This window comes from Flavobacterium sp. 38 (assembly GCF_057799715.1).
Map to the genome: position 1 here is coordinate 244,523 of NZ_JBYNWZ010000004.1, position 14,291 is coordinate 258,813.

The window sequence follows — 14,291 nt, forward strand, 5'->3', positions numbered from 1 at the left end:
ATACTTTTGCAACACTTTAAAAAACACTTCTCCACAATGGACGATTATTATTCGTTAGTATTTAATTAAAAGCAGCAATTGAAATTTCAAGGTGCTGCAATAAACACGTAGTTACTAGAAATGAAAGCCTTTTACACAAACAACAACGGATTGGTAGAAATTCAAAAATGGATTTCAAATTGCTGGATTCACATCGAATCGCCTACAGAATCAGAAAAAAAATATCTACTAGAAGAACTTCAGATTCCTGAAGCCTTTTACAACGACATCGAAGATATTGACGAAAGACCACGTATCGAAATCGAACACGGCTGGACGCTTATCATCATGCGCATCCCAATAAAAAGTAGCGATGTCAAACTCCCTTTTCAAACTGCACCGCTCGGAGTTATTTTTAAAGACGATATCTGCGTCACCATCAGTTTTTACAAAACAGAAATCATAGCCGATTTTGTGCAGTATTCAAGACGCAAAAACATCGAAATCGAAGACAATTTCAATTTAGTTCTAAGACTGCTTTTGTCTTCAAGCGTTTGGTATTTGAAATACCTAAAGCAGATTAACCAAAAAATCAAATTGGCCGAAGATAATTTAGAGAAATCAATCAAAAATGAAGAATTGCAAGCCTTGCTTCAAATCGAAAAATGTTTTGTATTCTTCATCACTTCCTTAAAAGCCAACGACGTTTTATTCCAAAGAATCAAGAATCTTAAAGCGCACAAAGCCAGTTATGATCCAGAATTGCTAGAAGACGTAGAAATCGAGCTTAATCAGGCACAAGATACCGCCAATATTTATAGCAACATCTTGACTGGAATGATGGACGCGTACGCCTCTGTAATCTCAAATAATATGAATAATATTATGAAGCAAATGACCTCGATTTCCATCATTTTAATGATTCCAACACTAATCGCCAGTTTATACGGAATGAACGTCCCAAACGGCCTGGAAGAAAGCAAATACGGAATCTGGATTCTGCTTTTCGTTTCCATTATTCTTTCTGTTGGTGGCGTTATGCTGTTCAAACGCAGAAAATGGTTTTGAATACAAACTAAAAATAATTTAAAAGTCCGTTCTTGATGAATGGACTTTTTCGTTTTTATTATTTGGGCGTGACCCCGATGCGTCGAGAGGGCAAACATACTTTGTCTTTACACGCCCTCTCAACGCATCGGGGTCGGGCTATCCGCGCTACTTCGGTAGCTAGCTCCTATCCCTCACGCGGTCGTTTTCAATAGAAAATACATGTTCTTATTTTTAAAATAATCGTTCCAACAAAAAGTTAGACGCACTGCGGTGCGTCTCTACGATCAAACCTTTGTGAACTCTTTACACACTAAAAGCAAAAACCTTTGCGTTTCTCTGCGAAAATCTCTCTGCGAATCTCTGCGGTAAAACCATCCCAACAACTTCCAATTAAAAAAAATCCAAAATTTTATTTGCCAATTCAAAATAAATAATAACTTTGTACCGCAAAGTACTTTAATTATGAATCAAAAGCACCAAGAAGATTTAGCACATATTCGTTCCATGATGGAGCGCTCTTCAAGATTTATATCATTAAGCGGACTTTCAGGAGTTTTCGCTGGTCTTTCGGCTTTAATTGGCGGAATCTATGTTTACCAGCTGTTCAAAGCAAACGGCATGGATTATCTAAACGATGAACATAGATTATACACAACCAATTTAGTTTCAGAATTATTCTGGATCGGAATCACAATTTTAGTATTTGCATTTGCATTTGGAATCTTTTTCACCATTAGAAAAAGCCGAAAATATAATCTGCCAATCTGGACATCGGCAACAAAAAAAATGCTGTTCAATCTAGCGGTGCCGCTTTTTGCTGGCGGAATATTCTGTTTGGCAATGATGCACCACGGCTACTTTGGCTTAGTCGCGCCATCAACCTTAATATTTTACGGACTAGCCGTTTTAAACGCAGAAAAATATACATTTTCAGACATTAAATATCTTGGTTTTTCGGAACTGATTTTAGGATGTATTGCACTTTTTTATATAGGGTATGGATTGATTTTCTGGATTTTAGGATTCGGAATCCTGCATATCGTATACGGATTAGTGATGTTCAAAAAATACAAATAACCCAATGGGAATTATTGATAAACTAAATAAAGATTTTGAAAGCCGTGTCAGATTGGGTATAATGTCCGTTCTGATGGTTAACGACTGGGTAGATTTTACCGAGATGAAAGCGCTTTTGAATATCACCGATGGTAATTTAGCAAGTCATTCCTCTGCGCTTGAAAAAGCAGGTTATATAGAAGTAAAAAAAGAATTTGTAGGCAAAAAGCCAAAAACATCTTATCAAGTTACCGATTTAGGGCGCGCTGCTTTTAAAGAGCATTTATCATATCTAGAAAAATTAATGAAATCTTAAAAACTAAAATTTTTTATCTAAAAACTTTGAAATACAAAGTACTTTTAAATTCTAAAATCATGAAAAAACATCAAATTATCTTTGCTTGTACAGCAGTTTTTATCCTACTTTTTTACAACGAATCTGTTGGAATCAATCTTTCTATTTTTGGCGTTTTACTGACGCTTTTAATTAGTTATTTCTTCCAAGAAAAGTTTGTAGACCGATCGCATCTTGTTCTCGTAGTTACATCTATATTGTCTTGTTTCGCCTTTGCGTGGTATGGAGACGCAGCTTCATTTTTTGCTTTAGCGTTATCAATACTGTTTTTGCAATTCAAAACACAAGATCGAGAACTCAAAACAATTCAGGTATTTCCTTTAATAATCTTAAATGGATTTACTTCTATAGGGAGAATTTTCATGTTTAGCCAATGGCTTCCAGAGCGAAAAATCCATAATGATTTTGCTAAAAAACTCGTAGCCTTTGTCCTTATTCCAGTAATTTTTCTCGGATTGTTCTTTATTGTCTATTCTTTCGGAAGTGATCATTTCTCTTCTTTGTTTACCGATTATGAATTGGATATCAATATGCCGCAGCTAATCGCAATGTGCATTTTAGGCTTTTATATTTCGTTCAGTTTTTGGAATTATTGGGTTCCAGATGTCTGTTATCAATACAACCCAAAATTGAATAATGAATTCACTAATATTTCAGAAGTCAAAAATCAAAATACCTTTTCATTTTTAGATCTTGACTTCGAAAGAAAAAGTGGCGAGATCACCTTGGTTCTTTTAAATATTATGCTTTTAGTTTTCATCGGAACGTATAATTATGAGCAGTTTTTTGAAATTAAAGACACAGCCGCAAAAATGTCAGAGTTAAGCGCGGCAACACACGAAAGAGTAAATTCAGTTATTTTTTCAATTTTGATGGCAGTGGGCGTAATCTTATTTTATTTCAAAGGAGGGTTTAATTTCGATGCGAAAGCAAATCTTCTTAAAACGCTGGCCAAAATCTGGATCTTTCTAAACGGAATTTTAATAGTAAGTACATTCGTAAAAAACTCAGAATATATTTCTTCTTTTGGTTTAACCTATAAACGTTTAGGTGTTTATGCTTTTCTAATTCTTTCGCTTATCGGATTGGTTTATACTTTTTTAAAAATAAAGAAACAAAAAACAAATGCGTATTTAGTCAACCAAATGGTTTGGTATTTCTACGGAACAGTTCTTTTGTGCAGTTATGTAAATTGGGGAAATTTAGTGACTAATTATAATATTTCTGTAAACAAAGGTCTGGAGCCAACTTTTTTAAGCGACTTGAATTTTAATGATGAAGCTCGAAGAGCATATTTTGTAAAGAATAATTTGAGTGGAGGATATAATGAAGAAATGAGAGAAAAATTAATTTCAAATTATCAGAATGAAAACTTTTTATCTAAAGCTTTGTATTATGAGTTTTTGGATAAGAAGAAATAGTCTTAAAACAAGAATCCCATTCAAACGAATGGGATTTCTTCTTATTTATTATCGCCTCTTTTTTTAAATCGAGGGTCATGTTTCGAAATAAATGCTTTTCTTCGGGTAGGAGTGGAAGTAGAAGTTGGAGCTTCAACTTTAGGAAAACTTGCTTCTTCCGTTTTACTAGAAGGCTCAATCAACTGATTCAGTTCTTTGATTTCATCGTCCGTTAATTCTCTGTAACGGCCAACAGGGACATCCAAAGAAATATTAATAATTCGGATACGTTTAAGCGCTGTAACTTCGTAACCCAAATATTCAGACATTCTTCTAATTTGGCGGTTTAATCCCTGCGTTAGAATAATTTTAAAAGTAAATTTACTAATCTGCTCTACTTTACACTTTTTAGTAACCGTATCCAGAATCGGAACTCCATTTCCCATTCTTTGAATAAAACGCTCTGTGATTGGTTTGTTTACCGTAACGGTATATTCTTTTTCGTGATTGTTTCTTGCGCGAAGAATTTTGTTGACAATATCTCCATCATTCGTCATAAAAATCAATCCTTCACTGGCTTTGTCCAACCTTCCAATTGGGAAAATACGTTTAGGATAATTGATATAATCAACGATATTGTTTTTAACTTCGAGATTAGTGGTGCATTCTATTCCAACTGGTTTGTTGAAAGCCAGATAAATCATTTTTTCATTTTTTTCAATGATCAATTTACCGTTTATACGTACTTCATCATCTGGCGAAACTTTGGTTCCCATTTCGGCCACAGCACCATTTATTGTCACTCGTCCTTCTTCAATCAATTTATCGGCTTCACGACGCGAGCAGTAACCCGTTTCTCCAATAAATTTATTAAGACGTTTTAAATTTTCTTCCATACTGCAAAAGTAGGGAAAATTTAAATTTTAGACTTGAGATTTTAGATTTTAGATTGCTCAAAAGCTTTGTCCCTTTGAACCTCTGAACCTTTGCATGTTTTAAGAATGATATTCCTTGCTGTCTTCAGGAGTTTCTTTGCGCTCAAACATTCCATAATCGCGAACCACAGTTGCAATTCGTAAATGATAATCTTTAAAAACTTCATTTCTGCCTTTTGCCTGCGCATGACGATGTATTTCAAGATTTCGCCATTTCTGAATGCTTTCTTCATCTCTCCAAAAAGAAAGAGATAAAATTTTGCCAGGATCAGCTAAACTTTGGAATCTTTCTATGGAAATAAATCCGTCAATATGACTCAATTCCGGTTTTAGACTGGCTGCAATATCCAGATATTCTTCTTTTTTCCCTTCGTTCGGAATGACTTCAAAAATTACGGCGATCATCTTTTGGAATTATGAATTATAAATTATGAGTTATAAGTTGAATTAAATGCAGAAAAACTTTGTGTCTTTGTCACTCTGTTACTTTGTCCCTTCAAAAAAAAGAAACTCAATCACTTTGCCATACAATTCGTCATCATGCATGCCGTGACCTAAACCGCTTGTTTCTACAAACTGGCTGTTTTTCCAATTGCTGGCGATTTTTTGCCCTTCGGCGAAAGCCACAATTTTATCAGAAGTATCGTGAGCGATAAATCCAGATACATTAAATTGGGAAGCAAATTTCTGTCCTGAAAAATCTTCCAGTTTAAAATTGAATCGGTCCATGAATTTGCTTTCTAAAAGTGAAAACATTTTGGTATTCAGACTCAACATGGAAACATAATTATCGATCAAAGTTTTTAATTCAGATGGAGCGCCTAAAATCACCATTTTGTTGATACTCGTATTCGGAAACAAATATTGATGATAAACGCAGGCAGCACCGCCAATTGAATGTCCGATAATAATTTCTGGCTGATATTTTTCTACTGCTTTATTGATGAATTCTGCATAAAGAGGCACATTAAATTCTTTTCCGCTGCTTTGTCCGTGTGCAGGTGCGTCTAGCGCTATGATTGTGCTTCCTGATTTTTGAAGATGTGGCAATGTTTTTTTCCAGCGTGAGAATTGCTTTCCCAGCCGTGAACTAAAAGAATTTTGGTTTCATTTCCTTTCCAGATATAGGTTTGAAAATGATGTTCATTATGGTGGAAAATTTCTGTTTCGGTATTTTTTAAAACTTTAGGAAGCTTTTCTTTTTGTAATCGGCCAATTCGAGGCTGGCTGAAAAGGGCATACGAAAGTTCAACAGCTTTTTGCGGACGCACATAACTCAGAAAGTTAATATAAGTTCCAACAGATTTTAATGTAATGAAACGGATTCCTTTTTTAATTCCCAAAATGTAATTTTTTTTTCTAAAGGTAAAAAAAGGTCTGCCACGAATTGCACAAATTAACACGAATTTTTTATTCGCATTCTAATCGGAAAAAAATATAATTAGTGAAAATTTGTGCAATTTGTGGCAAAAAAAAGTCCCGATTAAATCGGGACTTGATATTTAGAATTTTGCGAACAATTGTTCCATTTTTTCTTTTTCTTCTTCGGCTAACTGAGTGTCGACTAAGATTCTTCCAGAGTGCTCATCAGTGATGATTTTCTTTCTTGAAGCAATTTCAACCTGAGTTTGTGGTGGAATTGTAAAGAAAGATCCAGCAGAAGCTCCTCTTTCGATAGAAACAACAGCTAATCCGTTACGAACACTGCTTCTGATTCTGTTGTAAGCAGCCAATAATCTGTCTTCGATTTGTGCAGCATACTCAGCAGATTTCTCTGTTAAGAAAGTTTCTTCTTTCTGAGTTTCAGCCATAATAGCGTCCAATTCAGATTTTTTATGTTTTAAATGAGAGCTTTTAGCATCAAGTTTTTCTTTTAAGTTAGAAATAACTTCTTTTTTGTGCTCGATAGAAGCTTTCATTTCTTTGATTTGCTTTTCAGCCAATTGAATTTCTAATTCTTGAAATTCAACTTCTTTTGTCAAAGAATTAAATTCTCTGTTGTTACGAACAGATTCTTGTTGTTTTGTGTACTTCTTGATAACCTCTTTATGCTCCTCAATAGCAATTTTCTTTGCTTTGATTTGCTCTTCAATCACTTCAAGTTCACCTTTCAGTTTCTCTGAACGAGTGCTCAAACCTGCAACTTCATCTTCCAAATCTTCAACCTCTAAAGGAAGTTCTCCTCTAACGTTTCTGATTTCGTCAATTCTAGAGTCAATAAGCTGTAAATCGTATATTGCTCTTAACTTGTCCTCAACACTTAATTCTTTCGTATTCGTCATATTCTATAAGTACTTAACTGGATTTGTATTTTCTTCCGATAAAATGATTGCAAAATTAAGAATTTTTTTTCGAAGATAATCAACAATATAATTTTTTGTATAGCGTTCGCTCTCAAAATGACCAATATCGGCCAAAAGTAGCTTATTTTCAGCTTCATAAAACTGATGGTACTTCAAATCGGCAGTCAAAAAAGCGTCGGCTCCAGCCTGAATTGCATTTTTTATAGCAAAACTTCCTGAACCTCCCAAAACGGCAACTTTTTTGATTTTTTTGCCTAAAAATTCAGAATGACGAATTCCGTCAGAAATCATTTTTTCTTTCACAAAATGAAGAAATTCTTTTTCATCCATTTCATTTTCAAATTCGCCAATCATTCCTAAACCAATATTTTGATGCACATTTTTCAAATCATAAATTTCATAAGCTACTTCTTCGTAAATATGATTGGCAAAAAGCGCTTTTAAAATTCGAGATTGAAGATGTTTTTCAAACACCACTTCGATCTTGATTTCTTCTCCTGTATGAAGTTTTCCTTTTTCGCCAATTACCGGATTGCTATCTTCATTTCCCTGAAAAGTAAAAAATCCCTGTGTATTAAAACTACAGTTGTCATAATTTCCAATAGTTCCGGCTCCAGCTTCAAACATTGCATTTCGAACTTTATCGGCATTGTCAGGAACTGTAAAAGTGACTAACTTTTGAATGAAATTATTTTTAGGAACTAAAACTTTAGTATTGATTAATCCTAAAGCATCGCAGAAAATTTTATTTACACCTTGCGAATGGTTATCAAGCGCGGTATGAACGGCATAAATAGCAATATCATTTTTAATCGCTTTTAGAATAGCACGTTCCACATAATTTTTACCCGTAATTTTTTTAATTCCCGAAAATAAAATAGGATGGAAGCAAACCACCAAATTACAGTTTTTAGAAACAGCTTCATCAATTACATTTTCTAAGGCGTCGTGGCAGACTAAAACGCCCGTACTTTCGGTTTCAGAATTTCCTACTAAGAGCCCGACATTATCAAAATCTTCGGCATAAGCCAAAGGAGCCATTTCTTCAAGAACCGAGATAATTTCTTTTATTTTCATTTTTTTTGTTTCAAGTTTAAGGTTTAACGTTTCAAGTCTTTATTAGAAAATTTAGAAACCTTGATAAGTTTAACAAAATAACGAATAATCAGGTCAATTTAAAATCCTAGATGGTGTTTTTATAGAATAACACGAGTAACATTGGTAACACAATGTTACTCGTGTTACTTTTCGTATATTTGTAGTTCTAAATTAAAAGTCATGGCTACAATAAAAATAAATGAGCGTACAAAAACAGGCAAAGCTTTTATGGCTATGTTTGAAGCTTTTTTTAAAGGAGTTGAAGGTATTGAAATTGTCGAAGACAATTATAATCAGGTTAATGAGGAAGAAGTCGTATATAGCGCTGAATTTGTTGAGAAAGTAAGAAAAGCAGAAGAAAATATTAAAAATGGCGAAACTACAACACTTAATCCAGATGATATATGGGGAAGTTTAGGGTTGAAGTAACTAAAATGGCCAACCAAGACATCGAGAAGCATAAAAAATCAGGAAATAAAATCTCGATTAAAAATATTGCTAAAATTTTAATAGATCTTACAGAAAACCCGTATGAAGGTTTTGGGAATCCAGAGCCTTTAAAACATGAATATTCAGGATTATGGTCGAGACGAATTAATCAAAAGGATCGACTAATTTATCGTGTAGATGATGAAGTTGTAACTGTATTTGTAATCTCTGCAATGGGTCATTATTCAGATAAATAATTTTATGAAATTACTCCGCTACATACTTTTCCCATTCGCCGTTTTATACGGATTCATTACTACAATTCGTAATATTCTTTTTGATAAAGGAATTTTAAAATCAACTTCATTTGATTTTCCAGTTATTGCGGTTGGAAATCTAAGCGTTGGAGGAACTGGAAAAACACCACAAATTGAATATCTCATTCGATTATTATCTGATAAATATAAAATTGCCACTTTAAGCCGAGGTTACAAAAGAAAATCGGAAGGTTTTGTTTTGGCTGATGAAAATTCGAATGCCGAAATTCTAGGTGATGAACCTTTTCAGTTTTATCAAAAATTCCCAAATGTAATGGTGGCAGTTGATGCCAATCGTACAAACGGAATTCAGCAATTGCTTTCGCAAAACGAAAAACCTGAAATTATTTTGCTTGATGATGCTTATCAACACAGAAAAGTAAAAGCGGGTTTTTATATCTTATTGACTTCTTATGGTGATCTGTATGCAGATGATTTTATGTTGCCAACGGGAAATTTACGTGAAAGTAGGAGCGGAGCAGAAAGAGCCAATATTGTGGTTGTTACCAAGTGCCCTAAAATTTTAACCGAAGAAGAACAAACTCAAATTAAATCAAAATTGAAGTTGAAGGCTTCACAACAAGTTTTTTTTACTTTTATAGATTATGATTTGGTTGTTTACGCTAAAAACGAAAAAATTGCAGTGAGCGAAATCAAATCAGAATCAAAACTCCTTTTAGCTGGAATTGCAAAACCGAAGCCATTTTTTGATTATTTAAAAAATGAAAGCGATGAATGTCTGACTTTTCCAGACCATCATCATTTTTCTGATGCAGATTTGGATGCCATTAGAAATAAAGCAAACGGAAGAAAAATAATTACTACAGAAAAAGATTATGTGCGCTTAAAAGATTCAGAATTAGTAGATCAATTGTATTATCTGCCCATAAAAAGCTCTTTTATCAACCATCAGCAAGATTTTGACGCAACGATTTTACAATACGTAAAGAAAAACTTAGAGCCTTAGTATCTTAGAAGCTTAGTTGAAAAACTTAGCAATAGTAGTGTAAAAATCGTCTGGAACAAATGGTTTTGTAATCACATCATCCATTCCGAAAGATAAAAGCATATCTCGGTTTTCGTCAAGCGAAATAGCGGTCAAAGCAATAATAGGAGTCGCTTTATCAAATTCGCGAATCAATTTAGTGGCTGTTGTTCCGTTAATTCCAGGAAGATGAACGTCCATCAGAATCATGTCGAATCGCTTGATTTTCAAAAGTTCGACAGCGTCTTCTCCATTATCAACAATCTCGCAAGTAATGTTTTTGTTTTCCAACATTTTACGAGTAATCATCTGATTGATTTTGTTGTCCTCAATCAATAAAATAGATTTGTTTTTCAATTGGTTGTCGTTATATGGTTTTACTTCTTCGATTACTTCCAATGGTTCGTTGTTGATTTTAAAATTTAATTTGAAGGTAAAGGTAGAACCTTTGCCTACTTCACTTTTTAATTTTATTTCGCCTCCTAAAAGTTCGATCAATTTTTTTACAATAGTCAAACCAAGGCCAGTTCCACCGTATTTTCTATTTACTTCGATAGAACCTTGAGAAAAGCTTTCAAAAACAGATTGCAGTTTGTCTTCTGGTATTCCAATTCCAGTATCAACAATTTCAAAATATACCGTAGCTTCTTCACCTTCTTGTGAATACAATTTTGCAATCACATTTACATGTCCGTTTTGGGTAAATTTTAAAGCATTGTTGATTAAGTTCAGTATGATCTGAGATAATTTGGTAGGATCTCCAATTAAATTATCAGGAATCGCTTTGTCTATTTCTAAGTTGAAGTAGTTTTTGTTGGCGGTTGCCAATTCTTTTAATGAACTTTGAATATTAAAAAGCAGTTCTTTCAAATTAAAGCTGATATTTTCAACTTCAACTTTAGTCGAATCTATTTTATTAATTTCTAAAATTTCATTAATAAAAGTAGTTAAATAGTTACCGGAGAATTTCAGAGACTCTAAGTATTTCAATTGCTTTTTCTTCGGTTTATCTTCGAGAAGGATATGGGTAATTCCGTTAATCGCATTCAACGGCGTCCGGAGTTCATGGCTTACAGTCGACAAAAATTCAGATCGCGCTTTAGATGCTTTTTCTGCTTTATTTTTGGCCAAAATCAATTCTTTATTTTTTTCCCGAAGCAGTAAATTATTCTGGTTTCTAATAATATTGTTTTTGTATAAAGCCAAACTCAACAGCGATAAAATCGAAATTAAAGCAATTGCCAGTATACTCACTAACTTAGAATACCGATAGGTTTTAAGCTGAAATTTCTCTTCGTTTTCTTTTTTAATAGTATTATTTAAAGATTGATTTTTTTTGAATTTTTCGAATTCGTCCAAATCAACTTTAGCATTTTTTAATTTTAAAAGATAATTTTCTAGCTGATAGTGTTCGTCTAAATAAGAATACGCCAGATCATAATTTTTATTTTGTTTGTAGTATTGGCTTATCGCTAAAACGATTTTCGATTTCTTTGGAAGATCATTGATTTTAGAATTGTATTCTAATGCTTTGTCAAAATATATAATAGCAGAGTCATTTCTTTTAAGCTGTCCTTCGATCAAGCCAAGCTGGTAATAAGCATCTACTTTAGTTTTTGTGATTGTAGCATTATCAGGTTTTTTTGTTATTGCTTTGAAGGTTTTTGCTGCTAATTTGAGATCTTTATTAGACTTAAAAGCCAAAGCTTTCTGGTAATCTAAAACTTCTCCATTATCATTGATATTCAGTTCCTTTAATAAATCCTTCGCTTTGGTGTAGTAAACGGTTGCTGTTTTGTAGTCGCCTTTAGCAGTATTCGTTACGCCAATATAATGCAAAGCCAAAGCCTTTGTACAGCTTGGTTTTATGGTGTCGAATAAAGAAACTGTTTTGTGGAAGTTTTTTAAAGCATCTTCAAATTTTCCTTGATTGTAATAAATTTTACCAAGCTTAAAAGTCTGATTGGCCAAATTTTCTTTTTTGCCATTTTCTTCGCAAAAATTAATCGACTTTTCAGTGTAATAAACCGCCTGATTGAACTTTTTATTGTTAAGGTTTAAATTGGCAAGCTTGTTATAATAGCTCACGCTATCCGTATTCTTTTTAGCTTGAGAATACAAAAACGAGTTAAAAAAACAAACAACAATAAAAAGATAGTATTTCATGTATGGCAATGCATTTACAATGAACCTTATTTTTCTCTTATTAGTAAAATTAAATCGATCAATCTTGATGAATAGCCAATTTCGTTATCGTACCAGCCTACCACTTTTACCATTTTATCGATAACTGAAGTTAGCTGTGCATCAAATAAACAAGAATGTGTGTTGCCAATTACATCAACCGAAACAATCGGATCTTCGGTATAATCTAATATTCCTTTTAAATTTGTTTTTGAGGCTTGTTCGAATGCTTTATTTATTTCTTCAATGCTTACAGCACGTTTTACATTGAAGGTTATGTCTGTTAATGAACCGTCTGGAACTGGGACTCTTATGCCACAGCCACCCATTTTATTGTGCAATTTAGGAAAAATTTTTGTTAATGCCTTAGCTGCACCAGTAGTTGTTGGAACAATTGACTGGCTGGCACCTCTCGCACGGCGTAAATCCTTATGTGGCTGGTCATGAAGACTTTGGTCTGTCGTGAAAGAATGTATAGTTGTAATGTATGCCTGTTCAATTCCGCACAATTCTTCGATTATTTTAATCATCGGAGCAGCGTTGTTTGTCGTACAGCTTGCATTCGAAACGATGTCTTCGGTACCTTCCAAAATATGTTCGTTTACACCAAGAACTACTGTTTTTATAGTGTCAACTTCAGATGGAGCCGAAAGAATTACTTTTTTTGCTCCAGCTTCCAAATGCGCATTTAATTCTTCATGCGTTTTGTACTTTCCAGTCGATTCGATTACAATATCAATCGAATGCGATTTCCAGTCTATATTTGAAATGTTTTTTTCGTGAAAAAAGAAAAAATGCTTTCCGTCTACAATAATACTATTTTCGTCATGACTTACTTGCGCAGGCAAAACACCGTGAATACTGTCATATTTTATTAAATGAGACATGGTTTTGTTATCTGCAATGTCATTTATAGCAACGACTTCAATTTCAGGGTGATTTAAAAGCAATCGGAATAAATTTCTTCCAATTCTTCCAAATCCATTAATAGCAATTCTTGTTTTCAATTTTTTCTTTATTCGTTGAACTGTTTAATCGTTTAATCGGTTTTGCAATTAAACGATCAAACAATTAAACTTTTTATAAAATATGTTTTTGTGCTTTGTAAGATGAACGAACAAGAGGTCCGCTTTCTACGTGTCTAAAACCTAATTCAAGACCAAATTTTTCATATCTGGCAAACTGTTCAGGCGTGATAAATTCTTTTACAGGAAGATGTTTTTTACTTGGCTGCAAATATTGCCCAATAGTAACCACGTCAACATTTGCATTTCTTAAATCGGTCATAGTCTGGAAAACTTCTTCTTCAGTTTCTCCAAGACCAAGCATAATTCCAGATTTTGTTCTGTTAATTCCCTTTTCCTTTAAATAACGAAGCACTTCTAAACTTCTGTCATATTTAGCTTGAATACGAACTTCACGAGTCAAACGTCGTACGGTTTCCATATTGTGAGAAACCACTTCAGGATTTGCTTCTACAATACGATCTAAATTTCTTTCAATTCCTTGAAAGTCTGGGATCAAAGTTTCTAGAGTAGTTTGAGGATTCATTCTTCTAATAGCTCTCACGGTTTCCATCCAAATAATAGAACCACCGTCTTTAATATCGTCTCTGTCAACACTTGTAATAACAGCATGTTTGATATTCATGATTTTAATAGAACGAGCTACTTTTTCAGGTTCGTCCCAATCTACCGTTTCTGGTCTTCCGGTTTTTACACCGCAGAAACCGCAAGAACGGGTACAAACGTTTCCTAAAATCATAAAAGTCGCTGTTCCTTCTCCCCAGCATTCTCCCATATTTGGGCAGCTTCCAGAGGTACAAATGGTATTTAAACTATATTTATCAACTAAACCTCTAAGTTCAGTATATTTTTGTCCGATAGGTAATTTTACTTTTAACCACTTTGGTTTTGTGGCAGGTATATTTTCAGCGACTGTTTCCATATATCAATGTTCAAAGTACAAAGATACGGAATGTTGTTTATTTGAAGATTTGTTTAAGGTTTAATTTAGCAATTAGATGCTAAAAATGAGTAGATGTACGCTTTAATTATGTGTAATAAAACAGTTAAATGTTTGTGTTAAAATCATTATTTGTTGCTGTATAAGTGTTTTTCTTTTTGTGAATATTTATTTTGAGCATAATTATAGCAATGAGTTGTGTTTTAGTACTTTAAAATTTCTACCTTTAAATGTT

General features: G+C 33.5%; 14 protein-coding genes and 1 pseudogene. 7 read left to right on the forward strand and 8 right to left on the reverse strand.

All coding sequences use genetic code 11. The annotated features are described in order from the left end of the window. The first annotated feature begins 120 nt into the window (after positions 1–120). The 4 genes from AC3E9W_RS12400 to AC3E9W_RS12415 all read left to right on the forward strand — a co-directional run bounded on the left by AC3E9W_RS12400 (position 121) and on the right by AC3E9W_RS12415 (position 3,861). Entirely contained in the window at positions 121–1,047 is a 927-nt protein-coding gene (locus AC3E9W_RS12400; protein ID WP_306159284.1) for a magnesium transporter CorA family protein, read from the forward strand. A gap of 444 nt (positions 1,048–1,491) precedes the next feature. Then, positions 1,492–2,106 (forward strand): hypothetical protein, encoded by a 615-nt coding sequence (locus AC3E9W_RS12405; protein ID WP_456895760.1) that lies wholly within the window; start codon positions 1,492–1,494, stop codon positions 2,104–2,106. A gap of 4 nt (positions 2,107–2,110) precedes the next feature. Further along, a complete protein-coding gene (locus tag AC3E9W_RS12410; RefSeq protein ID WP_198858408.1) occupies positions 2,111–2,401 on the forward strand; it encodes a winged helix-turn-helix domain-containing protein in 291 nt (96 codons plus the stop codon). A 59-nt stretch (positions 2,402–2,460) separates the two neighbouring features. Beyond that, positions 2,461–3,861, forward strand: a complete 1,401-nt coding sequence (locus AC3E9W_RS12415; RefSeq protein ID WP_488768576.1) for a DUF4153 domain-containing protein — start codon at positions 2,461–2,463, stop codon at positions 3,859–3,861. 41 nt (positions 3,862–3,902) lie between these two features. Here AC3E9W_RS12415 and rluF read toward each other — a convergent pair whose 3' ends face one another. The 5 genes and pseudogenes from rluF to AC3E9W_RS12440 form a co-directional block, all read right to left on the reverse strand. Continuing rightward, complete coding sequence (rluF, locus tag AC3E9W_RS12420) at positions 3,903–4,736, reverse strand: 23S rRNA pseudouridine(2604) synthase RluF (protein WP_456895764.1); 834 nt, start codon at positions 4,734–4,736, stop codon at positions 3,903–3,905. Positions 4,737–4,835: 99 nt separating this feature from the next. Then, on the reverse strand, positions 4,836–5,180 hold the full coding sequence (locus tag AC3E9W_RS12425) for an antibiotic biosynthesis monooxygenase family protein (protein ID WP_488768577.1): 345 nt from the start codon (positions 5,178–5,180) through the stop codon (positions 4,836–4,838). A 78-nt stretch (positions 5,181–5,258) separates the two neighbouring features. Continuing rightward, positions 5,259–6,118: pseudogene (locus tag AC3E9W_RS12430) on the reverse strand (alpha/beta fold hydrolase). Between the two features lie 159 nt (positions 6,119–6,277). Next, complete coding sequence (locus AC3E9W_RS12435) at positions 6,278–7,057, reverse strand: zinc ribbon domain-containing protein (RefSeq protein WP_091496387.1); 780 nt, start codon at positions 7,055–7,057, stop codon at positions 6,278–6,280. Between the two features lie 3 nt (positions 7,058–7,060). Further along, positions 7,061–8,155, reverse strand: a complete 1,095-nt coding sequence (locus AC3E9W_RS12440) for a Nif3-like dinuclear metal center hexameric protein (protein WP_306159272.1) — start codon at positions 8,153–8,155, stop codon at positions 7,061–7,063. A 201-nt stretch (positions 8,156–8,356) separates the two neighbouring features. Here AC3E9W_RS12440 and AC3E9W_RS12445 point away from each other — a divergent pair, with 201 nt between their 5' ends. The 3 genes from AC3E9W_RS12445 to lpxK are packed head-to-tail and all read left to right on the forward strand — an operon-like array spanning position 8,357 to position 9,889. Beyond that, on the forward strand, positions 8,357–8,605 hold the full coding sequence (locus AC3E9W_RS12445; protein WP_456895773.1) for a DUF2683 family protein: 249 nt from the start codon (positions 8,357–8,359) through the stop codon (positions 8,603–8,605). Beyond that, complete coding sequence (locus tag AC3E9W_RS12450) at positions 8,581–8,862, forward strand: Txe/YoeB family addiction module toxin (protein WP_456895775.1); 282 nt, start codon at positions 8,581–8,583, stop codon at positions 8,860–8,862. Before AC3E9W_RS12445 ends, AC3E9W_RS12450 begins: the two co-directional genes overlap by 25 nt. A gap of 4 nt (positions 8,863–8,866) precedes the next feature. Further along, complete coding sequence (gene lpxK / locus AC3E9W_RS12455) at positions 8,867–9,889, forward strand: tetraacyldisaccharide 4'-kinase (RefSeq protein WP_488768578.1); 1,023 nt, start codon at positions 8,867–8,869, stop codon at positions 9,887–9,889. Positions 9,890–9,901: 12 nt separating this feature from the next. Here the strand turns inward: lpxK and AC3E9W_RS12460 are convergent, their stop codons facing one another. From AC3E9W_RS12460 to lipA, 3 genes are all read right to left on the reverse strand, one after another. After that, positions 9,902–12,073, reverse strand: a complete 2,172-nt coding sequence (locus AC3E9W_RS12460; protein WP_488768579.1) for a tetratricopeptide repeat-containing hybrid sensor histidine kinase/response regulator — start codon at positions 12,071–12,073, stop codon at positions 9,902–9,904. A gap of 26 nt (positions 12,074–12,099) precedes the next feature. Next, positions 12,100–13,098, reverse strand: a complete 999-nt coding sequence (gene gap / locus AC3E9W_RS12465; RefSeq protein ID WP_456895781.1) for a type I glyceraldehyde-3-phosphate dehydrogenase — start codon at positions 13,096–13,098, stop codon at positions 12,100–12,102. Between the two features lie 73 nt (positions 13,099–13,171). Then, complete coding sequence (lipA, locus tag AC3E9W_RS12470) at positions 13,172–14,038, reverse strand: lipoyl synthase (RefSeq protein WP_306159260.1); 867 nt, start codon at positions 14,036–14,038, stop codon at positions 13,172–13,174. Between the last annotated feature and the right edge of the window lie 253 nt (positions 14,039–14,291).

Excerpts from the sequence above, each read along its gene's own strand:
- AC3E9W_RS12400 (WP_306159284.1), top strand. The coding sequence starts at position 121 with ATGAAAGCCTTTTACACAAACAACAACGGATTGGTAGAAATTCAAAAA.
- AC3E9W_RS12405 (WP_456895760.1), top strand. The coding sequence starts at position 1,492 with ATGAATCAAAAGCACCAAGAAGATTTAGCACATATTCGTTCCATGATG.
- AC3E9W_RS12410 (WP_198858408.1), top strand. The coding sequence starts at position 2,111 with ATGGGAATTATTGATAAACTAAATAAAGATTTTGAAAGCCGTGTCAGA.
- AC3E9W_RS12415 (WP_488768576.1), top strand. The coding sequence starts at position 2,461 with ATGAAAAAACATCAAATTATCTTTGCTTGTACAGCAGTTTTTATCCTA.
- rluF (WP_456895764.1), bottom strand. The coding sequence starts at position 4,736 with ATGGAAGAAAATTTAAAACGTCTTAATAAATTTATTGGAGAAACGGGT.
- AC3E9W_RS12425 (WP_488768577.1), bottom strand. The coding sequence starts at position 5,180 with ATGATCGCCGTAATTTTTGAAGTCATTCCGAACGAAGGGAAAAAAGAA.
- AC3E9W_RS12435 (WP_091496387.1), bottom strand. The coding sequence starts at position 7,057 with ATGACGAATACGAAAGAATTAAGTGTTGAGGACAAGTTAAGAGCAATA.
- AC3E9W_RS12440 (WP_306159272.1), bottom strand. The coding sequence starts at position 8,155 with ATGAAAATAAAAGAAATTATCTCGGTTCTTGAAGAAATGGCTCCTTTG.
- AC3E9W_RS12445 (WP_456895773.1), top strand. The coding sequence starts at position 8,357 with ATGGCTACAATAAAAATAAATGAGCGTACAAAAACAGGCAAAGCTTTT.
- AC3E9W_RS12450 (WP_456895775.1), top strand. The coding sequence starts at position 8,581 with ATGGGGAAGTTTAGGGTTGAAGTAACTAAAATGGCCAACCAAGACATC.
- lpxK (WP_488768578.1), top strand. The coding sequence starts at position 8,867 with ATGAAATTACTCCGCTACATACTTTTCCCATTCGCCGTTTTATACGGA.
- AC3E9W_RS12460 (WP_488768579.1), bottom strand. The coding sequence starts at position 12,073 with ATGAAATACTATCTTTTTATTGTTGTTTGTTTTTTTAACTCGTTTTTG.
- lipA (WP_306159260.1), bottom strand. The coding sequence starts at position 14,038 with ATGGAAACAGTCGCTGAAAATATACCTGCCACAAAACCAAAGTGGTTA.